Annotated in this window: 20 protein-coding genes and 2 pseudogenes; 7 read left to right on the forward strand and 15 right to left on the reverse strand. The window is 38.2% G+C overall.

The annotated features are described in order from the left end of the window. Nucleotides 1-15: 15 nt before the first annotated feature. From CDG55_RS09780 to CDG55_RS09795, 4 genes are all read right to left on the reverse strand, one after another. Nucleotides 16-1,182 carry an ATP phosphoribosyltransferase regulatory subunit gene (locus tag CDG55_RS09780; protein ID WP_087536091.1) on the reverse strand — a complete coding sequence of 389 codons (1,167 nt, stop codon included), beginning with the start codon at nucleotides 1,180-1,182 and terminating at the stop codon, nucleotides 16-18. A gap of 203 nt (nucleotides 1,183-1,385) precedes the next feature. Further along, nucleotides 1,386-2,447 (reverse strand): hypothetical protein, encoded by a 1,062-nt coding sequence (locus CDG55_RS09785; protein ID WP_087536090.1) that lies wholly within the window; start codon nucleotides 2,445-2,447, stop codon nucleotides 1,386-1,388. 77 nt (nucleotides 2,448-2,524) lie between these two features. Further along, entirely contained in the window at nucleotides 2,525-2,839 is a 315-nt protein-coding gene (locus CDG55_RS09790; RefSeq protein WP_087536089.1) for a hypothetical protein, read from the reverse strand. A 39-nt stretch (nucleotides 2,840-2,878) separates the two neighbouring features. Beyond that, entirely contained in the window at nucleotides 2,879-3,904 is a 1,026-nt protein-coding gene (locus CDG55_RS09795) for a type I glyceraldehyde-3-phosphate dehydrogenase (RefSeq protein ID WP_087536088.1), read from the reverse strand. Between the two features lie 180 nt (nucleotides 3,905-4,084). On the opposite strand from CDG55_RS09795, the gene alaS reads away from it, so the two are divergent. The 3 genes from alaS to csrA all read left to right on the forward strand — a co-directional run bounded on the left by alaS (nucleotide 4,085) and on the right by csrA (nucleotide 8,626). Next, nucleotides 4,085-6,775 (forward strand): alanine--tRNA ligase, encoded by a 2,691-nt coding sequence (gene alaS, locus CDG55_RS09800; RefSeq protein ID WP_171287518.1) that lies wholly within the window; start codon nucleotides 4,085-4,087, stop codon nucleotides 6,773-6,775. Nucleotides 6,776-6,841: 66 nt separating this feature from the next. Then, nucleotides 6,842-8,122 (forward strand): aspartate kinase, encoded by a 1,281-nt coding sequence (locus CDG55_RS09805; protein ID WP_004661340.1) that lies wholly within the window; start codon nucleotides 6,842-6,844, stop codon nucleotides 8,120-8,122. 240 nt (nucleotides 8,123-8,362) lie between these two features. After that, a complete protein-coding gene (csrA, locus tag CDG55_RS09810; protein ID WP_004661337.1) occupies nucleotides 8,363-8,626 on the forward strand; it encodes a carbon storage regulator CsrA in 264 nt (87 codons plus the stop codon). Nucleotides 8,627-8,704: 78 nt separating this feature from the next. On the opposite strand, the gene rnhB is transcribed toward csrA, so the two are convergent. The 3 genes from rnhB to CDG55_RS09825 form a co-directional block, all read right to left on the reverse strand. Further along, on the reverse strand, nucleotides 8,705-9,271 hold the full coding sequence (gene rnhB / locus CDG55_RS09815) for a ribonuclease HII (RefSeq protein ID WP_087536086.1): 567 nt from the start codon (nucleotides 9,269-9,271) through the stop codon (nucleotides 8,705-8,707). A gap of 60 nt (nucleotides 9,272-9,331) precedes the next feature. Then, nucleotides 9,332-9,511, reverse strand: a complete 180-nt coding sequence (locus tag CDG55_RS15505) for a hypothetical protein (RefSeq protein ID WP_228252554.1) — start codon at nucleotides 9,509-9,511, stop codon at nucleotides 9,332-9,334. A 331-nt stretch (nucleotides 9,512-9,842) separates the two neighbouring features. Continuing rightward, nucleotides 9,843-10,217 carry a hypothetical protein gene (locus CDG55_RS09825; protein ID WP_005161007.1) on the reverse strand — a complete coding sequence of 125 codons (375 nt, stop codon included), beginning with the start codon at nucleotides 10,215-10,217 and terminating at the stop codon, nucleotides 9,843-9,845. A 215-nt stretch (nucleotides 10,218-10,432) separates the two neighbouring features. Here CDG55_RS09825 and CDG55_RS09830 point away from each other — a divergent pair, with 215 nt between their 5' ends. After that, on the forward strand, nucleotides 10,433-10,987 hold the full coding sequence (locus CDG55_RS09830; RefSeq protein ID WP_087536085.1) for a cytochrome b: 555 nt from the start codon (nucleotides 10,433-10,435) through the stop codon (nucleotides 10,985-10,987). Nucleotides 10,988-11,029: 42 nt separating this feature from the next. Here the strand turns inward: CDG55_RS09830 and CDG55_RS09835 are convergent, their stop codons facing one another. From CDG55_RS09835 to CDG55_RS15395, 4 genes and pseudogenes are all read right to left on the reverse strand, one after another. Beyond that, nucleotides 11,030-12,028, reverse strand: coding sequence for an adenosine deaminase (locus CDG55_RS09835; protein ID WP_087536084.1), 999 nt, complete (start codon nucleotides 12,026-12,028; stop codon nucleotides 11,030-11,032). An 81-nt stretch (nucleotides 12,029-12,109) separates the two neighbouring features. After that, a complete protein-coding gene (locus CDG55_RS09840) occupies nucleotides 12,110-13,429 on the reverse strand; it encodes an NCS2 family permease (RefSeq protein ID WP_005161017.1) in 1,320 nt (439 codons plus the stop codon). A 330-nt stretch (nucleotides 13,430-13,759) separates the two neighbouring features. Beyond that, a complete protein-coding gene (locus CDG55_RS09845) occupies nucleotides 13,760-13,957 on the reverse strand; it encodes a hypothetical protein (RefSeq protein WP_087536083.1) in 198 nt (65 codons plus the stop codon). Nucleotides 13,958-14,289: 332 nt separating this feature from the next. Next, nucleotides 14,290-15,190: pseudogene (locus CDG55_RS15395) on the reverse strand (TonB-dependent receptor domain-containing protein). 286 nt (nucleotides 15,191-15,476) lie between these two features. Here CDG55_RS15395 and CDG55_RS09855 point away from each other — a divergent pair. Together CDG55_RS09855 and CDG55_RS09860 are read left to right on the forward strand one after the other, a co-directional pair. After that, nucleotides 15,477-17,540 carry a TonB-dependent receptor plug domain-containing protein gene (locus tag CDG55_RS09855; protein WP_087536082.1) on the forward strand — a complete coding sequence of 688 codons (2,064 nt, stop codon included), beginning with the start codon at nucleotides 15,477-15,479 and terminating at the stop codon, nucleotides 17,538-17,540. Between the two features lie 164 nt (nucleotides 17,541-17,704). Beyond that, nucleotides 17,705-17,927, forward strand: a pseudogene (locus tag CDG55_RS09860) (DUF6500 family protein). A gap of 9 nt (nucleotides 17,928-17,936) precedes the next feature. Here CDG55_RS09860 and CDG55_RS09865 read toward each other — a convergent pair. The 3 genes from CDG55_RS09865 to CDG55_RS09875 are packed head-to-tail and all read right to left on the reverse strand — an operon-like array spanning nucleotide 17,937 to nucleotide 21,622. Then, nucleotides 17,937-19,409: a sulfite reductase subunit alpha gene (locus CDG55_RS09865; protein WP_087536081.1), complete on the reverse strand. Its 1,473-nt coding sequence runs from the start codon at nucleotides 19,407-19,409 to the stop codon at nucleotides 17,937-17,939. 10 nt (nucleotides 19,410-19,419) lie between these two features. Then, nucleotides 19,420-20,010 carry a PepSY-associated TM helix domain-containing protein gene (locus tag CDG55_RS09870; RefSeq protein WP_087536080.1) on the reverse strand — a complete coding sequence of 197 codons (591 nt, stop codon included), beginning with the start codon at nucleotides 20,008-20,010 and terminating at the stop codon, nucleotides 19,420-19,422. Nucleotides 20,011-20,044: 34 nt separating this feature from the next. Further along, nucleotides 20,045-21,622 carry a DUF2271 domain-containing protein gene (locus CDG55_RS09875; protein WP_087536079.1) on the reverse strand — a complete coding sequence of 526 codons (1,578 nt, stop codon included), beginning with the start codon at nucleotides 21,620-21,622 and terminating at the stop codon, nucleotides 20,045-20,047. Nucleotides 21,623-21,930: 308 nt separating this feature from the next. Here CDG55_RS09875 and CDG55_RS09880 point away from each other — a divergent pair, with 308 nt between their 5' ends. Beyond that, the gene (locus CDG55_RS09880) at nucleotides 21,931-22,812 is read left to right on the forward strand and encodes a DUF4198 domain-containing protein (protein WP_087536078.1); all 882 of its coding nucleotides are present in this window, start codon (nucleotides 21,931-21,933) and stop codon (nucleotides 22,810-22,812) included. A gap of 98 nt (nucleotides 22,813-22,910) precedes the next feature. Here the strand turns inward: CDG55_RS09880 and CDG55_RS09885 are convergent, their stop codons facing one another. Then, nucleotides 22,911-23,243, reverse strand: a complete 333-nt coding sequence (locus CDG55_RS09885; protein WP_087536077.1) for a DMT family transporter — start codon at nucleotides 23,241-23,243, stop codon at nucleotides 22,911-22,913. Nucleotides 23,244-23,311: the final 68 nt, after the last annotated feature.

Consider the following 23,311-nt stretch of genomic DNA (forward strand, 5'->3'; position numbering starts at 1 on the left):
TTTTCAACTTAGCAATTAAATTTTTTCAATTACCCATTGCCCATTTTGCAACACCATTTGATGCGTCGCATAAGGTACAGAGCTTAAATCATCATTACCTAACAATTGCACTACACTTAAACCTTGAGTACGTGCATCAGCAATAGCATTCAATAGATCTTGTTGATTGCCTTTAGGAGCGACCACTGTTTCAATTTCAGCAAATTGTGTAGCGCCTAAAGCATATAAATCACAACTAAAACCTGTTGCTGGACGAGCACGACCAAAGTGCTCACCAATACCATCATAACGCCCACCCTGAGCAAGTGGCGCAGCGCGATTAGGCGCATAAATGGCATACATCAAACCCGTATGATAGTGGTAACTACGCAGTTCAATGACATCTATACCAATATCAAGGCTAGACCAGCGAGATCTTATTTCTGCAAAAGTTGTTTTCAATGCATCAAACGCATTTTTAAAATCAACATCATTTAAAATATTTGGACTTAAATGTGCTTGCAAAGCTTCTAGATCGCTCGCATAACGACCTAGAGCATAAAAATCAGTACCCATTGGCAAGTCTTGAGTAAATTCTTCTAATTCTGGTAAAGCCTTACGCTGATATAAATCAGACAGCTGATTTTCAGTATTTTTATTTAAACCAGCGCGCTTAACCAGACTACGGAATAAACCAACATGACCTAAGTCTAAGTGAACACCTTGTAAACTATCTGTTTTTTCCAACAAACCGAGCATAACATCAATCATTTCGACATCAGCTTCGATGCTGTCATGACCATATAGCTCCGCACCCAACTGGAGTGGAGCGCGTGTTGCATTAAAGTTTTGCGGTTTTGTATGAAGGACTGTACCTGCATAGCAATAACGAGCTACACCTTCAATTGGTCGAACATGCGCATCAATACGTGCAACTTGCGGTGTCATATCCGCTCGCACACCAAGCAAACGACCAGAAAGTTGATCAATAACTTTAAATGTAACCAAATCTAAATCTTGATTTGATTCTGAAAGTGAAGATAACGATTCGATGTATTCAATAAATGGTGTATATACCAATTGATAGCCGCGAACTGCAAGGAAATCTAATGCTTGTCTACGCAAAGCTTCAACAACTTGCGCTTGTTCGGGCAATACATCTGCTACCCCGTCAGGGAGCAACCATGTCTCTGAAATGGTCATGTTCAAACCTAAAATCTGTTCAATGTGGAGGCATCCACACAAAAAGCAACCACATAAAAAAATCGGGTGAATGCCCGATTCAGCGTAGTGTAGCACGAAGATTTATATGATGCACCTGAGAATTTGAAGAAATGTGATTGATTCAATTCTCTTTATCTTGAATATTTAAACTACAATTAACGAGTTAATTCAATAGATTGAAACTATTCACTAATACGAGAAACCCATGTTCTCGTCCCTAAGAACCGCCCAACATCTGAACTATCACCCTGCTTCCAGTTAATCAAGTTTAATTTTTTTACTGCATTAATTGCCTGTGTATTGAATGCAAAACAGCCTTTTTCTAGTTTGGCGATTTTTAAACGTTGATTTTGCATCATCCATAAATCTATTGGAGTGTCTCCACCTGAATAGAGATGACTTTTCTCATAGGCCAAATTTTTATTCACACTCCATAATAAATTAGAACTAAATTGAGTATCTGCTGCTTGATTGTCTCGATTTCCCAATAAGCTTTGTGTTTCACCTGTTTCTAAATTATCTAAGGAAATTAAGTTATAACCATGCCATTGAGTATTTAAAAACTTAAAATACCTTCTGTCTTCACCTAAATTATTATACCTAGAAAGCATTTGCTGCTTCTGTTCATCAAAAAATGAGAAAGTAGAAAACACCAATTCAGACTCTAAAAAAGACTGATTCCATTGAGTTTCTTTTAAACGATAGCAATAACTATCTTTGGGAAATACTGAATCTTTATAATTTTGATAAAACTTAATTAAATCTTGATCAAGCCGAGTATCTAAATGAGAAGTTAAATCAATATTTTCTCGATAGCCGGGTAATAGCCGATCAAATACTTTTTCTCCATCTAATTTCACCAATTCAAAACTTAAATTTTGCTTGAGTTCTGGTGTACGCTCATAACTCCATTGCGTAGAGGATATTCTTTTAATGATATTCGGTTGTGGTGTACCCTTTTCTAAAATTTTAGTCTCAGTCAATATCACCTGATCTAAGGGTTGATTATGAGACTTTGTGAAATTAATTTCATCATTTTGAATAGAATATTTTGTTATTTCAAAATAATCATTGATAATATCATTAGAAATATTGGGCGCCTGATAATAAACTTGATAAAGTACATTATCCTGAATTGGTTTTTCTTCAACTTGAGACTGATTACTTTGACCACTTCCGCATGCCGTCAAAAGCAAAGAACTCGATACAATAAAAAAAGCACATTGATTTAAATTAATTTTCATACAACAACTATAAAGTAAATGTTATTTATTATGGAACTAATATTATATAAAATAGCAGTATGAATACAAATAAATATTTAAAAGTTTTTATTACTTCCTTTGACCATAATTTCCAAAACATTCACCAGCTCAACATTTTGTTTTTCTAATGCAGCAATATTGGCAACAGTTTTATCTAAAACTTCTTGTTGTACATGCATTTTCTTAGCGAGATCCTGCATAATTTCCAAACTCTTTTTTAGATGCAACTCTAAATGCACTACTTTTTCTTCTAATTGCGCAACATAAATATCTTTGGTTTGTACAGTTGACGTTTTAAACTGAAACCAAAATAAAAAAGCAACAGCCACCAGTAAAACAATCAGGAAACCCCAAATCAACATCAATGTCATAATTTTATCCCCAAATTCTATTTCTAATATATGATCTGTTTAATTACAAAAAGATTCACACAAATCAAGTAGTCGATTCGCATATCCCCACTCATTATCATACCATGCAAACACTTTAGCTTGATGACCCACCACCATGGTTTGAGTTAAATCGACGATTAAAGAATAGGGTGAATGATTAAAATCACTTGAAACCAAATCTTCATCTGTCACTTGCATGATTTGCGCATAATCATATTGAGCTGCTTTACTCAAAACCTCATTGACTTTGTGTACTGTAATTGGTGAATGCGAAACAAAAGTTAAATCAATTGCTGCGACATTAATGGTCGGTACACGAATCGAATAACCAGCAATCCGATCTTCCATTTTTGGCATGACCTGTTTCAATGCACCCAAGGCACTCGATGTGGTTGGAATAATATTTTGTCCTGAAGCTCGCGCACGACGTAAATCTCGATGTGCATGATCTAATACCGATTGATCTGCTGTGACTGCATGGATTTCTGTCATTAAGGCGGTATCAATCCCGAAAGCATCATCAATGATTTTGACCAACGGAACCAAGGCCTGAGTAGTACAAGACACACTTGAAATGATTTGATCAGTTAGTTTCACATCATTGTGATTAACACCATAGACAATTGCTGCATCGACCGAATCAAAAGGTGCAGCTCCAATAATCACGCGCTTTGCCCCTGCTGCGACATGCCGAGTCGCATCAGCACGTGAACGGAATAGACCCGTACATTCCAATACAACATCTATTTTTAAATCTGCCCAAGGTAATAATTCTGGCTGAGCCTGTTTAAATACCTGTAATTTTAATTGTCGTTGATGGGACTGAATATTTAAAAATATCTGTTCATTTTCAATCTGAATTTCAACTTGACCTGCAAAACGTCCATGCGTGGTATCGTATTTAAACAAATGTACCAAAGTCTGCACATCAGCAATGTCGTTGATAGCAACGATATCAAATTGAAATTGTTTTGGACTCTCAAACCACGCACGTAATACATTTCGACCAATTCGACCAAATCCATTGATAGCGATACGTTGCATGCAGAGCCCTTTCATCAAAACATCATCTTTTCTATGCTATATGGTAAAACATGAACAGCGCTATTGAATATAGATTTTTAGCTTAAACACAGTTTTATATGATATTGCTTGTAAAATCGTTGGTTAGGATCATATTTTCCGTTATAATTTAGCACTTTTAAAAATTATGGACGCTTGGTTGTGAGTACTCGTTTTATGACATCCGCTGAAATCCGTGAAGCATTTTTGCGTTACTTCGAATCGCAAGGGCATACACGTGTTGCTTCGAGTTCTCTCGTTCCTGCCAACGACCCAACTTTACTGTTTACCAATGCTGGTATGAACCAGTTTAAAGATTGTTTCTTAGGTTTAGAAAAACGTGATTATGTTCGTGCTGTTTCATCTCAAAAATGTGTACGTGCAGGCGGCAAACACAATGACCTCGACAATGTAGGTTATACCGCACGTCATCACACTTTCTTTGAAATGTTAGGTAACTTTTCTTTCGGTGATTATTTTAAAGAAAATGCACTGAAATTTGCTTGGGAATTTTTAACTAGCGAAGAATGGTTAGGCTTACCGAAAGATCGTTTATATGTCACGGTTTATCATACGGATGATGAAGCATTTGATATCTGGAACAAAGAAATCGGAATCGATGCTGAACGTATCATTCGTATTGGCGATAACAAAGGCGGAAAATACGCATCTGATAACTTCTGGGCAATGGGTGATACAGGTCCTTGTGGTCCGTGTTCTGAAATCTTCTATGATCATGGCGATCATATCTGGGGTGGTTTACCAGGCTCACCTGAAGAAGATGGCGACCGTTTCATCGAAATCTGGAACAACGTATTCATGCAGTTCAACCGTACTGCGGATGGTGTCATGCACCCTCTTCCAGCACCTTCCGTAGATACAGGTATGGGCTTGGAGCGTATTTCTGCGGTTCTACAACATGTCAATTCAAACTATGAAATTGACCTGTTCCAACACTTATTAAAAGCAGCCGCTGAAATCATTGGTTTGGATACCACTGCAATTGAAGCTGAAGCGAAAGCTCAAAATAAACCAGTTGAATACCCAGCTTCTTTAAAAGTGATTGCAGATCATGCACGTTCATGCTCATTCTTGATTGCTGACGGTGTTAATCCTTCAAATGAAGGTCGTGGTTATGTGTTGCGTCGTATCATTCGTCGTGCAGTGCGTCATGGTAACAAGCTCGGTGCGACTGGTTCATTCTTCTACAAGATGTTACAACCGCTAATTGAAGTTATGGGTGAAGCATATCCTGAACTTGCAGCACAACAGGCACGCATCGAAGCACAACTTCTAAAAGAAGAAGAGCAATTTGCGAAAACACTTGAACAAGGCTTGAAATTACTTGAAGGTGAATTGGCTCAGCTAAAAGGCAATGTGATTGCTGGTGAAACTGTATTTAAACTTTACGATACTTACGGTTTCCCGACTGACTTAACTGCTGATATCGCGCGTGAACGTGATCTTACGATTGACGAAGCTGGCTTCGAAGTTGAAATGGCTGCTCAACGTCAACGTGCACGTGATGCTGGTAAGTTTGCAGTTGATTATAACAACATTGTAAAAGTTGAAGGCGAAACTCAATTTGACGGTTATGATGCAACTCAAGGTCAAGGTCAAATTGTTGCGATCTATAAAGATGGCATTCAAGTTGATGAAATCAACGAAGGCGATGAAGCACTGATCATATTGAACCAAACCCCTTTCTATGCAGAAAGTGGTGGTCAGATTGGTGACACTGGTATTTTCAAAAACGATACCGGTATCTTTGAAGTTCAAGATACCAAAAAATCTGGTGGCGCTTTTGTACACCAAGGTATCGTCACTATGGGTAGCCTCAAAGCAACTCAAAATGTTGAAGCAACGGTTAAAGCGGATATTCGTGCAGCAACAGCACGCAACCACTCTGCAACTCACCTTCTACATGCCGCTTTACGTCAAATTCTGGGTGAACATGTTCAACAAAAAGGTTCTTTGGTTGCAAGTGATATTTTACGTTTTGACTTTGCCAATGACCAACCTGTTTCATTTGAACAATTGCAACAGATTGAGCGTTTAGTCAATGCTGAAGTGATTGCAAATACGGCAGTAAGCACTGAATTACTTGATATTGAATCGGCGAAGGCCAAAGGCGCAATGATGCTTTTTGGTGAAAAGTATGGCGAAGAAGTTCGTGTACTTTCTATGGGTTCTATTATTGAAGAGAAAAACTTCTCTATCGAGCTTTGTGGTGGTATTCATGTTAAGCGCACAGGTGATATTGGTTTATTCAAAATCACTTCTGAAGGTGGTGTAGCAGCTGGTGTTCGCCGTATTGAAGCCGTAACGGGTACCAAAGCACTTGAAGTTGTTCAAAAAGCTGAAGCTGATATTCAGACGATCAATGCTGTATTGAAAGCGCAAAAAGATCAAACTGTAGAAAAAGTTGAATCAATTGTTGAAACAGCATCAAGTCTGCAAAAGCAAATTGAACAATTGAATCAAAAATTAGCCAGCTTCCAAGCAGCTGATTTATTAGATCAAGTGAAAGAAATTGCTGGTCGTCAAACACTTATCACATCAGTAAAAGGTTTAGATGCCAAATCATTACGCAATCTTCATGACAGCGTAAAATCAAAATTGGAAGATGCAGTCATTATTTTAGCTGGTGTTGACGGTGATAAAGTGAGTTTAATCGCCTCTGTCGCTAAACAATACGCTGCAACTCTAAAAGCAGGTGACATCATCAAACATTTAGCTCAAGAGCTTGGTGGCAAAGGTGGTGGTAAACCTGACTTAGCACAAGGTGGCGCGCCACTTAACGAGAAGTTTGATCAAGTAATCGCAGCATTGCCTGCTTGGCTTGAGCAATAATAACAACTTCACTTTTGTGTAACTGACCCTGATGCCTCTCAGGGTCATGGCTTATATGGAACAACTATGGCATTAATCGTTCAAAAATATGGCGGTACCTCTATGGGTACTCCTGAGCGCATTTTAAATGTTGCTCATCGTGTCAAGCGTTGGCATGATCACGGTCACAAAGTGGTCGTGGTTGTATCGGCAATGAGTGGTGAAACCAACCGCTTACTTGCGCTTGCTAAAGCCATTACTAGCACCCCTAACCCACGTGAACTTGATCAAATGGTGTCTACGGGTGAGCAAGTAACGATTTCCATGTTAGCTATGGCACTGAATTCTATTGGTGTAGAAGCTAAATCATACACTGGACGTCAAGTTGGTATTAAAACTGACAGCGCATTTACCAAAGCGCGTATCGAATCTATTGATACCGATGTCATGACAGCTGACTTAGATGCTGGTCGTGTGATTGTTGTCGCAGGTTTCCAAGGCTTTGATGCTGAAGGAAATATTACAACATTAGGTCGTGGCGGCTCAGATACCTCTGGTGTAGCGCTTGCAGCTGCATTAAAAGCAGATGAATGCCAAATTTACACAGATGTGGATGGTGTTTATACCACTGATCCTCGTGTTGCACCTAAAGCGAAAAAAGTTGACCGTATCTCTTTTGAAGAAATGCTTGAAATGGCATCTTTAGGTTCAAAAGTTTTACAAATTCGTTCGGTTGAATTCGCAGGCAAATATCAAGTTCCATTACGTGTATTATCAAGCTTTGATAATGACAATGACGGCGCATTTGATGAAGATTTCAAACAAAACGTAGGCACATTAATCACGACTGAGGCAGAAGACGACATGGAACAACCAATTATTGCAGGTATTGCATTTAACCGTGACGAAGCAAAATTAACGATTTTGGGTGTTCCAGATGAACCGGGCATTGCCTCTAAAATCTTATCCCCGATTAGTGATGCTAACATTGAAGTGGATATGATTATCCAAAATGTTGAAGAAGATGGTACTACTGATTTTACCTTTACTGTAAATCGCAATGATCTTGCTAAAGCTAAAGCAATCTTGGACCAAACAGCAAGCAGCATTGAAGGCTGTGAAGTTGTAACTCGCGATGACATCGTAAAAGTGTCTATTGTTGGTGTAGGTATGCGCTCACATGCTGGTGTAGCAAGCAAAATGTTCACAGCCCTTGCAGATGAAAGCATTAATATCCTCATGATTTCTACTTCAGAAATTAAGATTTCTGTCATCATTGAAGAAAACTACTTAGAGCTTGCTGTACGTTGCCTACATACTGCTTTTGGTTTAGACCGTGAACATGGCGAAAGCAGTGCACGTGCTTAATTCATAGTACAATAAACATATTTACTTTCAAGTAAATGGTAAAAAATACAGAGCCACTATAGTTTTTATTACAGTGGCTCTGTTATATTAAGTTGTGAGGTTTTTCAGAAAAACTCGGCAGAACTTACGAAAAAAAGCTGTTTTTTACATATTTCTGTTAAAATTTTCTGTATATTAAGGCTGTGCTTTCAAATAATGAATTCCCTGTCGCAAGTTTAAGCGTTTAGCAAGGAGATAAACATGCTGATTCTGACCCGTCGTGTCGGAGAAACATTAATGATTGGGGATCAAGTCAGTGTTACTGTGCTTGGCGTAAAAGGTAATCAGGTGCGTATTGGTGTAAATGCTCCAAAAGAAGTTTCCGTGCATCGTGAGGAAATTTACCAACGTATCCAACATGAACGTGCTATGCATGAGCATTTACAACATCTTGATCAAGATTATCAACTTTCTTTTGAAGAAGATAATAACGATTTTACTCGACATAATAACTTCAATCGTTAATGTACAGAATTCTTCTCTAACAATTAAAGCGACTAATTATTAGTCGCTTTAATTGTTTATGGATACTCATTTATATATTTATAAACCCAGTGCTTTTTTTACTGGCGCATAACTACGACGATGTTGATCAATCACGCCATACACTGCAATTGCTTCAAAATGCGCTTTGGTTGGATAGCCTTTATGTTTTGCAAAACCGTAATTAGGATACTGCTGATCTAGTTCATGCATTTGACGGTCACGTGTTACTTTAGCCAAGATACTTGCTGCGCTAATCTCCGCATGACTTGCATCCCCACCAACAATCGCCTCACACAATATTTCAATTCCTTTCGGAATTTGGTTGCCATCAACAATCACTTTTTCAGGCTGAATGTTTAAGGTATCTACAGCACGACGCATGGCTAAAAAAGTTGCCTGTAAAATATTAATTTCGTCAATTTCTAAGTGGGAAGCTTCTGCAATTGACCAAGCTAAGGCCTTCTCTTGGATTTCTAAGAAAAGTTTTTCACGTTTCTTTTCAGTTAATTTTTTAGAATCATTTAAACCATCAATCGGATTATTGGGATCTAAAATTACCGCAGCAGCAACAACTGAACCGACCAAAGGCCCACGCCCTGCCTCATCTACACCAGCAACAAACATGATATTACTCACAAAGATTAGCTGCTTCAGAGCAACTAATTACAACTTATTTAAACTGTTCTATTTTATCACTTCTAATACGCAAGCGTTCATCGTTTTTGCGACAGCAACGCCTGTTAATGCTGTTCTAGCTTTTGAATCAACTGCCGCTAAAGCAAGCTCTGATGGAGATAATACAGTAGGTGCATTTTTACCAACACATTTACAAATTTGCTTTTTCTTCTGTTGTTTTTGGTTCATGGTCATTAATTTACTTACAACTTTCTAAGCCGCGAAATCATCGATATCATGAGTACACTTGGTTTGTGCTGCACATTGTATTGCTGACGTACCCATTTTCAGTTTAGTTGGTTCAGCACTTTGTGCGTCAACACCTGCAAATAAGGTAAAGAAAGAGAAAAGAATAAAAAAATTGTTCTTATTGATACAAAACCTATTCTAAATGTAGGTATTTTTATAATTTAATCATATAAGTCTATTAACACGATCTTCAATTATAAGACCATATCAATTTCATGTAAAAAAGCAGAACCAAGTCAAACTTAGCTCTGCTTAGCGTATTTCATCAGAATTATTTCTTCAACACTTCTGCGACACAGGCATTTACTGTTTTAGAAACAACTTGATTTACAATCGTTGCACGCGCTGTAGGATCAATCGCAGCTGTGGCCAATTCAACAGTCGTTACACTATTTGGTGCTTTTTCACTAACACATCCACATACATTCGTTTGAATGTTTTCACGTTGCTCAGATGTCATTAAACGTGTCGCTGTTTTCCATGCTGGTAATGTATTGATCTCATTAATACATTTTGCATTCACAGCAATTTTTAATGCAGCCATACCTAGCTGCTGAGATGTTGTTGCAGTGGAATTATTAGTATTTGGCGCAACACACCCATTTAAAGCAAATAACATAGGTACGATAAAGAATAATTTTTTCACGAACTCAAACCTGTATCCAAAATTTTAGCACGCGTATTGTGCCTAAAGGATGACTTGAAAGAAATGACTGTGTAGATTCTTTACATAATATAACAATCAAGTTGCATTTGACTTACTGCTCTACACGTAAAACGCTCTGTTACATATACACTGTATATGAAGAAAAATGAGCTATTTAAAATCGTAAAACTCATATTCACCGCTAGGATGTTGCGATGTCAACCTCAGCACAATATTACACTCGCACAGCGCAAATTTTACACTGGCTGATGGCGGTTATTTTTATCACAGCTTGGCTGATCGGCTTTTACAGTGGGAATTTTCTCAGCTATGACGTTGATGGAAGCTTCAAAGGCAATGTTATTACACTACATAAAAATATAGCTACCACCATTATCTTTCTGGTTGTGATTCGAATTTTTTGGCGTTATACCCACCCAGTCCCTAAACTACCAAACACCATGTCACCTATGATGAAGACTTTGGCTCATATCGGCCATTTCTTACTGTATTTCATGCTACTTGCGCTACCAATTACCGGCTGTTTATTTAGCTGGAGTGCTGGACATCCAGCTCCTGTTTTATATTTATTTGAAATTCCTCGCCTAGTTCAAGATAATCCTGACCTGCTTGAAATAGTGAAACCATTACACATTTATCTTTCTTGGTTTGCAGGTTTACTTATTGTTGGTCATGCTTTAGCAGCAATAAAACATCACATCATTGATAAAGATAATGTCTTATTGAGTATGTTGCGCCAACCTAAATAAATCCTGACACATAAAAAAACCGCTTAATGCGGTTTTTTACATTTAAATCTTTTTTACTTCTGCAATCCATTTCTGTTTCTCATCATCAGAAATAAAGGATGCCTCAAAAGAGTTAATTGCAAGTTGCTTAAGCTCCTCATTCGATAAATCTAAAGCCTGCTGAATTGCTACAAAGTTATCATTCATATAACCACCGAAATATGAAGGATCATCCGAGTTTACAGTAACATGCACACCTTTTTGTAATAAACGGCGGATGTTATGCTCGCCCATGTCATTGACAACACAAAGCTTTAAATTACTTAAAGGGCAAACTGTTAATGGCATTTTTTCTGCGATTAAACGTACCATTAACTGCTCATCTTCTTCTGAGCGAACACCATGATCAATACGGTTTACTTTGAGTAAATCCAAAGCTTCCCAGATATATTCTGGTGGGCCTTCTTCACCTGCATGTGCCACAATCAAGAAACCTGCTTCACGTGCTTTAGCAAAAACACGTTCAAATTTCGAAGGAGGATGCCCTACTTCGCTTGAATCTAAACCAATTGCAATAATGTCATCTTTAAATGGCAAGGCTTGCGCAAGTGTTTCAAATGCTTTTTCTTCACTTAAATGACGCAAAAAGCACATGATCAATTGAGAACTAATCCCTAATTTTTCTTGAGCATCTTTACAAGCACGCTTTAAACCTGCCAGTACCGTTGCAAATTCAACCCCACGCTCAGTATGTGTTTGTGGGTCGAAGAACATCTCTGTATGCACGACACGATCTTCAGCACATTTCTCGAAATATGCCCAAGCTAGATCATAAAAATCTTGTTCATGCACCAGCACGTTCGCACCAGCATAATAGATATCAAGAAATGATTGAAGATTATGGAAGTTGTAGGCTTGCTTTACTTCCTCAACTGATTGATACGGAATCTGAATCTGATTACGCTGTGCAATTGCAAACATCAGTTCTGGTTCAAAAGTCCCTTCAATATGCACATGCAATTCGGCTTTGGGTAAAGCACGAATCAGCTCGATTTGATTCATATTAACTCCATGTTTAAATAAAAAAGGGTGTTGCCTGTTCGGTACACCCTCTAAAGGTTTTATCAATAACTTTTAAATGGCTTAACCACCAAATGCAATAAATTTAAATACCCACAGTGCAGCAATAATCCAAACCATGTAAGGAACTGTTTTTGCTTTGCCTGTAAATAATTTGACTAATGCATAACTAATAAAGCCCATTGCAATACCATCCGCAATTGAATACGTAAATGGCATAAATACAATCGTTAAAAATGCAGGTACTGCTTCTGTAATATCATCCCAATCAATATGTGTGATTCCTTGAATCATCAACACACCGATAAATAATAATGCAGGAGCTGTTGCAAAACTTGGAACAGATTGAGCTAATGGTGCCAAGAATAAGCAGCCAATAAATAAGAATGCAACGACAACGGCAGTCAAACCTGTACGACCACCCGCAGCAACGCCAGATGCAGATTCGATATAAGGTGTGGTTGAAGATGTACCTAATGCTGCACCTGCAACAATTGCTGTTGAATCAGCAAACAACGCTTTCTTTAATCGTGGTAATTTACCATCTTGAAGCAATCCAGCGCGATGTGAAACACCAACTAAAGTCCCTGTACTATCAAATAAATCGACAATAAAGAAGACAAAAATCACACCAACCATACTTGCAGTAAATAAACCTTCAAAGTCCATTTGCATAAAGGTGGGTGCAATCGATGGAATTTGTCCAACAACACCTTTAAATTCATTTAAGCCTAAAGCTGTCGCTATTCCAGTCACAGCAAGAATACTAATGATGATCGCACCACGAACTTTTAACTGGTGTAAAACCACAATCATTAAAAAGCCAAATAAAGCCAGTAAAACCGTAGGTTGCTTGATATTTCCCAGACCAACTAAAGTCGCTGGATTGTCTACAATGATGCCTGCATTTTTAAGCGCAATGAGGGCAAGAAATAAACCAATACCCCCGCCAATCGCAAATTTAAGCGACATAGGAATGGCATTGACAATCGCTTCACGAATTTTAAAAAAGCTGATTGCCAAAAAGATTAAACCTGATACAAAAACAGCCGCAAGCGCCGTCTGCCAAGGTACACCCATGCCTAAACAGACCGAATAGGTAAAGTAGGCATTTAGGCCCATCCCCGGTGCAAGTGCGATTGGATAATTGGCAACAATCCCCATTACCAAGCAACCAATAGCAGCAGCTAAACAGGTTGCAACAAACACGGCACCATGATCCATTCCAGTTTCGGAAAGAATAAGTGGGTTTACAATAATGATGTAACACATCGTCAAAAATGTAGTTACACCCGCTAGAACTTCTGTTCTGAAGTTGGTTTTGTTCTCACTTAATTTAAATAAGCGTTCTAAAACACCAACCGAAGCATTAGGCGTTGTCATAACATAGCACCTGTTAAAATCTGAGATCTTAGGAATTGAAATCTATACACTTGCATTTCAATCTTTTTTGAATTTGCGAAATGGCATACACAACGACAAAGCAATCTCTATGCCAGCCGAATACTTGTGACACCAACAAGATGTATAAATGTGACCCGCTATCAAAATGTAAAAAGCTGCATAACGAGATGCAGCTTTTTATTCAATGGTAAATATTTTAACAGATTTTAAGCAAAACTTGACGGCTTCAAATCAAAAAAAGGCTAGTTATCATACATTCTAGAAAGACACATACACTGAATTGCAATAATTATTGATTAATATCAATGACTATTGATCGTTCTTATACGATGACAAATGTGTATGCTTGGTATAATTAGGATTATTCTGGATCATATGCAAACTCTGTTCCGCATCATTTACAATTTTCGTAAGCTCTTGGTGTCTTTTATCTTGGGCATCTACATATGCAGCGTAACCTAAAACAACAATCGAACAAACAACAAGCAATGGAAGGAATTTCTTCATTATTATTATCTCTATTGTATGCTTTTCTTGAATATTAACAATAATAAACAAAAAAGAGAATTAATTAACATTAAATAATCAAAAATTAGAAATAATTCACAATTATATGATTATTTATGAATTGATTTTGTATATTTTTCATCCAAATAAATCTTAAATTATTTATATTCTTAATGCAATTCCATTTTATATAATTCAATTAGATAGCTTGAAATTTAAGCATTTTTTATAACATTTGTTAAAATTAAAGATGGATTATTATCAAAAATCAAATAAAAAAGCGTCTTTAGTTTAACTAAAGACGCTTTTACTCATATGCGATCTAAACAAGTTTAAAACTGATAATTCAATCGAACTAGAACATTACGTGGTGTTCCAGGAATTGACTCTGAGCGCCAATAGTCTTTATTGGTTAGGTTATTTACAGCAAGCGTAACGTTCCAAGGATCAGCGCTATAACCAATTGCAGCATCTAAACGCGTGAATCCTTGAAAATCGATAGGCGTATTATCTAAATTGCCATTGGAATATATCTTCGCATCACCAACATAAGTTGCGCCAATTTCACCATAGATCTTCTCGACTGGTAAATAGCGTATAAATAAGTTTCCAGTATGGCGTGGAGTATTATTGAGTACTTTACCAACATTGGCCGCTTTATTGTCTTTAGAAATCTCTGTATCCATATAGCTATAGCCTCCCCGTACAAACAAGTTATCTAAAGCACGTCCAATAAAGCTAAACTCTATCCCTTTAGACTGATGCTGGACCCTTCAATATTTCAATACGCTCAATATTGGCAGTACTACGGCGAACTTGACCACTTTCACGGACACCATCACGATAGATATCGCCAGTATCTACATTAAATCCGCGCAAGTTGATGCCATCACCACGCATATCATAGCTCGTTGATACCCCAGGTATTCCCTGTAACATGACACTTAAATCATTTGCACCATAGATTTTATATTTCTGAACATCAATGGTATCAATCGTTTGAGGAATATCTTTTTTCTTTAGCCCATTTCGAGTCACGCTGGCTTGATCATAATCAATATAGCTTTTAATTGGATCAAGCTCACTCATTGCTTCAATTTTAATCGTTGGCATAACCGCAGCCTGAATATTGTTTTCGTTGGCAAATAGGTACTGCGCTTGTAAGAGCATTAAGCTTAATGCACTAAATCTAAAAATAGGCTTGTAAGAGAGCGTAACATATCGAGATGTCATAAAAATTCCAAACAAAAATCAGACAAATATTAAGAAAAACTTAAAATATAAAAAACAATACAATATTAATGAAAATAATTCTTATTTTTACCATATTTTACATAAATTCTTTCTTACAGCTTATTAAGCAGTCAATTTTTACGAAATCATGCTCTTTAATAGCGGATAAATAATTAAAAAAATATTTTTTAAATCTGAGGCTTATTTAAGCTAAATTCCATTTTTCTACACAATTTTACATTAGGCTACACACAAAATAATTTGATCTTTCTTTTGGGGTACTTGAATGAAATATCCACTCTATTCTGGGAAATTGAGTGTACTTAGCTCGGCATTACTGAGTATCAGCACTTCAGTTTTCGCCGCTGATAGCAACATAACAATACCTACAGAAACAGCAACGCAGGTTTTACCTACCCTATCGTTTAAAGCATCGGCAGAGCCACAGAAACCAAAAGATGATGATATAAGTGCTGTACCTAAAACCATTATCACCCGTGATGAAATGCTACAGTACGGCGATCAATCCGTCATGGATGCATTACGTAGAGCTGCTGGATTTCAACTTCCGACACCTGGACAAGGTCCACGCGGTGGTGGCGGCGCTTCTGGAATGCGTTTCCGTGGTGGAGCTGGTCCAACATTCCTTATCAATGGTGAACCTGTGCAAGGTGGACCACGTGGTGGGATGTCTATTATTGACACGATTACCCCTGAAATGATTGAACGAATTGAAGTCGTGAAGCAGCCAAGTGTTGCTCAAGCGTCTGTTGCGTCATCAGCTGTTATCAATATTATTTTGAAAGAACCTCTCGATAGTCGCATCAGTGGCTCGATAAAAGTAGGTTATGGTAAGTATGAGGATTCTGAGAAACAATCAAAGAGCGAAAAAAAAATCAGCCTACAAGCTGATGGTCGTGAAAATCAATGGTCATATAGTGTTTCTGCAAATCAAATGTGGGTTGATAACACATCCCTAACCAAAACAGAAACATCAGCGGGTACACGTGAACAATCGCGCACGGTCAATCGAAGCATGCAAATGTTTTCACCTCGCTTGCAATACGATCTCGATGATCAACAAAAATTGATTGCCGAATTATTCTATCGCAACATCAAAATGGATGGTTATTCAGCCAATCAAACGCAAGATGATAAAAATGATAGCATTCGTTTAAATACACGTTATGAGCGAAAAGACAAAGACTTAAGCGATAAGATTCGGCTATCCGTTGAACGTCAAACCGAAACTCAACTCACCCGTTCACCTCAAAATACCATTTATACCGATGAAACCATTCATGAATATGGCCTCGCTTATGATGGGATGCGTAAATTAGATCCGACTCGTCAAATCAAATTTGGTGTTGATACACGGAGTAGTAATTTAGACAGTAATGTGAGCAATCGTTTAGATGAGGAACGTTATGCTTTATATGCCGAGGGAAGCTGGCGTTTTACAGATCGACAAACCATTACGTTGGGCGCGCGCCAAGAATGGTTAAATCGCTCTGGTCTAGTTGATTATCAGGACCAACATCTTAGCCCTGTACTTGCTTATCGTTTTGATCTAACCGAACAATGGTCGATTCAAACCAACCTGAGCCAAGCATTTAACAGTCCAAAAACTGATCGTCTCATTCCGAATGTCACTGTTTCTACAGATAGCGATGCTGGTTCATTGAATAATCCTGATCGCGGTGGTAATCCTGACTTAAAACCAGAGAAAACAAGCGCTGTAGAATCAACTCTGGCATATGACTCAGCGAATGGTGGTATGAGTTTAACTGCATATCATCGCGAAATTAAAGATTACATCGAAAAGGTGATTGCGCTTGAAGGGTCACGTTATGTTGAACGTCCACAAAACCAAAATCAAGCAACGACCTATGGTGTTGAACTTTCTGGACGTTATGCGCTGAAACAAACGGATGCAGGTCATTCATTTATGCTGAATGGGCAAATATCAACGATTCGTGCAAAAGTTGAAGATGAACAGCATAATGAGCGTTTAGTCAGCGATGTTGCCCCATATAATGCAAGTGCGGGGTTATCTTATAACTTTAAGCCTTGGCAGCTTTCTACCAGTATCAATGTGAGCTATACACCTGAATTTACGCGTGGTTTAGATGGTCAACCTTATGATCGAACCACCAATCAACGTTTTGGATTAGACCTCAGTGCAACCAAGCGTTTCACTGGTGGCTGGGCGGCAAGTTTAAATCTCAACAATCTACTCAGTACAGATTATAAAGAACGACTGACCAATCAATCTGACGGTAGTTTATATCAAGCAAGAACAAATCAAGGTATGGCGAGTTTCCAATTCTCTGTTGAGAAAAAGTTCTAACTTTACTGCCTAGGCTAAATTGATTCATCATTAACAAAAGCCAGTTATGAAAATAGCTGGTTTTTTAGATTTCAAAATAGATATTAAAAATCTAACTATGAGAATTTTCGATATTGGGAATGCTATGATCTGCATATTATTTTCTTTAATGAATAAAGGATAATATGAGAGCCGAACTCAAAGCCAAAATCCTACAGGTCTGCGATGAAAAAATTGCAAAAAAAGGCAGTAACGTCGGACTTTCTTTCTATACCTTTTTTGCCAATAAAAATGATGATCCTGAACACTTAATGGAAACTGCCCCATTGGTGGATCATTAAACATCGACTTGATCATTTTGAAAAAGCTGACAAGATCAAAGCACTAGTCTTAGCCCAACCCGATTAATCAAACGTCTTAATACACATCGCGTTGATAACGCTGTTGCTGCTTAAGCTGTTCTACCTGTTCATACCCTAGAATCTCTTTTAGTGCTTGATCAACACCGCTCGCCATGCCTTGTAAACTACCACAGACATATATCGCTGCGCCTTGTGCAATCCATGCTTGTAATTGAACCGATTGTTTTCTTAGACAATCTTGCACATAGACTTTTTCAGCCTGATCACGTGAAAAAGCATAATCCACATGCTCCAGAAAACCATGCTGCTGCCAATAGCGAATCTCTGTTTGGTACAAATGATCAAACTGCTGCTGTCTTTCACCAAAAATCAACCAATTCCGTCTATATCCCCAATGCTCACGTTGGCGTAAATGTGCAACTAGACCTGCGATTCCCGTACCATTGCCAATTAAAATCAGTGGTCGATCATCATGAACTAAGTGAAAACTTGGATTATGACGTATGTTGGCTTGCAGCGATTGGTCTTGCTCCAACCCCACTGTCAACCAACCTGAGCCTAGTCCTAAACCTGATTCAGTCTGTTGCTGTCTCACCACCAATTCAATTAAACCGTTTTCAGGCAAACTAGCAATCGAATATTCACGCTGAGCTAAGGATTCAAATTGTGTAATCCATTCAGCAAATGAAAGTGATGCGCGAGGTGGTAATTTTCTTAAATTTAAGCGGCGCAGTTGAGGTATGAAATCCACTGCATCTTCTTGCTGTTGTGCTACTAAAAAATTCTGAATATCAATCGTATTATTTTCACATTGAATTTCTAAAATATCGCCTGATGACCAAACCAAATCTTGTTCAGGAATTAATTGGATTTTATAAATTGCTTCCCCAATACTGCCTCTATTCAAGCATTGGCGATGAGCAAACTTTAATTCTACATGCTCTTTTTCAATAGATAGCGCTGAAAATTGAGTGCTGGTTAACTGCTCCAAGCCAAGCAACCATTGTTCTAAATCACGACTATTGAGCTGATCCACACAAACTATTGGAAATAGAGCTTGAGCTTGTTGCTTCAATAACCATTGTTCTAGTGTTTTCCCAAACTGACAAAAATTCGAGTAACGTTGATCACCCAATGCAAGCACTGAAAATGACAAATGCGATAAATCTAAAGATTGGGAAAGAATTTTATGGACAAATGACTGGGCTGCATCAGGTGCATCCCCTTCTCCATAGGTACTCACCACCCATAAAATACGTTGATGTTTCGTTAAATCAGTAATACTCAGTTCTTGAATATTTCGAATTGCAGTGCGATGATCAATTAAACGCAATTGTTCAGCGGTGTGATTTGCCCAAGATTCAGCATGCCCCGATTGACTGGCATACACCACTAAATAAGCAGGATGATCTTGATTCGTTTTTTGCTTCGCATGACCTTGTTGCCATAATAACCAAACAATTATAAAAAGATGTAGACTCAATAATATTGCCAATATCACAATAATCGTCAGTACAGCTTGAGTCATCCTTTCACCCTTAAATGGCAGACCAAATGAGCAAAATAATTGCAGATAAACTACATGCCGTTAAAAGCAGATGTGTCACTAAACGGGTTTTAATGGTCAGGAACAGAATATAACCTGCCAAAGATAATAAAATAATGATGATCGCACTAATATCAATTAACCAATGCCAAGCTGTTCCAACGTTTTTGCCACGATGCAAATCATTCAATAATGAAACAGTGGTGGCTGGTTTCTGCGTTATCTCAACATCACCATTGTCGAGCAACACCCATAAGTCTGTTGAACCTGCTGGGCTTTCGAGACGAATCATGACCTCACCGTCTAGCACTTCACTACTTTTATAACGACCAATCAAAGGCTGTTTCGAACGAACGTATTCCACAATACTTTGGCTTGGATTCTCTTGTTTTTGCAGAGACGCAACCAGTGTTGGCGGTAAAGTGAATGTGGTGGTTTGCTCTTCATTTTTTGATTTAAACCAATCAGGATTATTGAGAAATAAACCTGTAGCAGCAAAGAAGATCAAAACGATAAAGGCAAAGGCAGAAAGCCAACCATGCACATACCGTGCATGGCGGTAAAAATCACGGCGTTGATACAAGGGACTAGCCTCATAAATGGAGTGATGCTAGAAATTAAGCACCACGTTGGAAATTCAATTTAACTGTACCAATTTCTGCTTGAGCAGGCAGCGTTTGTGTTGCAGCTTTTGGTGTGACATTTAATTCAATGGTTTGATAAGAATGATCACCATGCTCACGCGAGGTTTCAATATGGATAATATATTTACCTGCATTCACTATTTTACCCGCTTCGTCTTTACCATCCCAAGCCAACTTATACTGTCCTGGTTGACGTGAAGGTTTTGCAACAGCATCTAAGTTTGGCATTTGACGACCATATCGACGCCACCAAACATAGTTAGAGTTAATCCACTTCTCATCTTTCCCCCAAACAGCCAGTGTACGCACAATCATTTTATTGCTATCTGTAACCCAAACTGACACATAAGGTGCACGGTAGTTGTCTACTGCGATCTTTGGAATATTCACTTCTAACTGAGCTTGGTAGCCTTTTGGCCAAGCTGTTGCTGCGCCATTCGCCGCAACATGACGCATTAGAGCAGGTTGATTGGCATCTAATAATGATGACCAGCCTGAACTTTGATAACGTGTGCCGTCAGTTGCAACAAGTTGAGCTTCATAACCGACGAGTTGTTCAATCAGTTGCATCCCTTCATGCGCAGGCATTGCGGTTAATGCTGTTGCTAAAGCATCTGAATCAGCAGCACATTGTCCAACCACAACACATTGTTCAACGTTTTGAATCGGTTGTCCTGTATGTGGATTTAACAAATGTGATTGATCTGCGAACCCACGATAGCCTTGACCACTAAAAGCTACAGCTTGATCTTTCAGGTTGAGTACCTGAGTTGGTGCAACATTATCAAAACGTTCATTTGGGTCTTGTACACCAACTTTCCAACCCGCTTGTTGAGGTGATTGCCCCCATACACGCATATCGCCACCAATATCAATCAGAATACCTTGTAAATGTGGCACTGCTTGTTTAGCTGCTAACAAAGCACGGTCAATCACATAGCCTTTAGCGTAAGCATCAGGGGCGATTTTAATAGCTGATGCTGTTTTAATTTGCTTGGTTACAGGATTCAGTTCAATACTTTGCGTCTGTAACTGTCGAAATAAAGATTCTTGAGTATTGTTATCCAAGCGTTGGACTTGATTGCTATTTTCCCATAATTGGATCAATTGCCCCAAACGTGCATCAAAACCGCCACACGTTGCACTGCGCCACTGTTCACAAGCTGCGATAACATCATAAAGCTCAGATGAAGCCGAAATTTGCTGCTCACGATTTAATTGGCTGATTTCACTATCAGCACGCCAAACAGAAAGAATCTGATCAAGCCTCGCAATTTCTGTTTGAATTGCTTGTAAAGCTTTTTCTGCATCTTGTTGCTGGGTCGTTGTGACAACAACATCTAAAGATGTGCCTAGCACATGATCTTGATGAAAACGATAACTTGGTAATTGGATTGGCGCGGATAATTGATGTGCATCTTTTATATTTATACTTAGTTCATCTGCTTGAGTCGCCGTAAATGGGGACATCAAAACTGTTAACGCAGCCATCAACGGAGATAAACGAAAAATTATCTGTATTGGACGAAAAATTTGTTGAGTTGATGACATACGGGGATTCCATTTTCCAAGATTTACATAAAATCTACTGGTCGCTCAATTAAAGTAATGCTCTTCTTCTATCTCAATACTTAACTTAGATTACGATATAATTTGATCAAATTTTTCAATAAAATCAATAATATTAATCTGCATAAAAACTTAAGTTAAAAGAGAAGAATAACTTTTTAATCATCAACTTAGTTTTTGAACATGACGATTAAAAATTTATCGAAATAATATTGCAATTGATACTCGTTATCAAGTAGATTGTGGCAAATCTTTTGCATTTTGTATATTTCTCTTTTAAGGAATTTTTCATGCGTCATTTGATTACGACTGGATTACTCGCGCTGTTACCAACCTTGAGTTTTGCTCATACTGCCAGCCCATTTTTACTGCCTGAAGTCTTCGATAGCAAATCTGACAGTGTGAGCTTTCAAAGTGGTATTACAGTAGAAAAATTCTTTGTCGCAAGTAGAAATTTTAAAACCAGCTATCAAGTCACAACGCCTGAAGGTAAAACTGAATCTTTCAATGCAGCAGCTGAACTGAAAAAGTTTAATATCGCTGAATTCAATTTAACCAATGATGGTACCTATCGCATTCGCACAAAAGAAGCGACTGGTAATCCAACCAAATATGCTCAAGTTGATGGGCGTTGGTTACGTGTTCGTCCATCACGACCTGCAAATGCTGCACCTATGCAACCTCAAGCAAATGCTGAACAAAAAGCACCTCAGCAAGCAAGCCAACCACCACGTTTTGTGACAGAGGATCAAATCACGGCTAATGCAAAAACACTTCAAACAACAAACTATTATCTTGCTGAAAGCTTTGTGACAAAAGGCAAACCAAGCCCAATTCCACAAGTTGAAAATAAAGGTTTTGAATTTAAGTTTTTAACACACCCAAATGAATTATTTGCTGGTGAATCACTTAAAGCACAAGTTTTAATGGATGGCAAAGCTGTTCCTAACTTAGAAGTTGATGTTTTTAAAGGTGCGAGCAGCTATCAACCCAATGCTAAACGTGAACAACCGCACGTGAAAACCAATGCAAAAGGTGAAGTCGAGATTAAATTTAGCGAAGCAGGCATTTATTTAATTACCGCGACTTATCCAGAAGCGAATAGTGACAATACCAAACCACCTGTTGCTCAAAGCTACACCTATAGCGTTACCGTTGAAGTGACGGAGTAAGCCATTCAGGCACTTACATTTACATTTTTTGTGAGTGCCTTTGATTTTCCTGTCTGATTACAAGCAATTCAAATTTCTGCTTTGACTGACTTACCAGTTTAATGCGAACTTGTTTTAGACAACAAATTCAGGACCAGAACGCCACTCATAATCAATGCAATGCCAACAATTCCCCAGACATCCAGTTTCTGGTCAAATACAATCCAAGCTACAGTCGTAATGAGGACAATCCCGACACCCGACCATACCGCATAAGCAATACCAACGGGAATTGTTTTCAATGTGAGAGATAAACAATAAAATGCAATCATATAACCGAGTACAACAACAATAGATGCCATCGGCTTTGTAAACCCTTCACTACTTTTTAAAGCAGAAGTAGCAATCACTTCAGCAACAATTGCGATAAATAAAATGAGCCAATTCTTCATTCAATTTCCCATAGATAAATGGTTAAGCACAAAATTAAAAAAAAATACCCTCTTATAAAAAGAGGGTA

This window comes from Acinetobacter sp. WCHA45, from assembly GCF_002165255.2.
In the GTDB taxonomy this organism is placed as follows: Bacteria; Pseudomonadota; Gammaproteobacteria; order Pseudomonadales; family Moraxellaceae; genus Acinetobacter.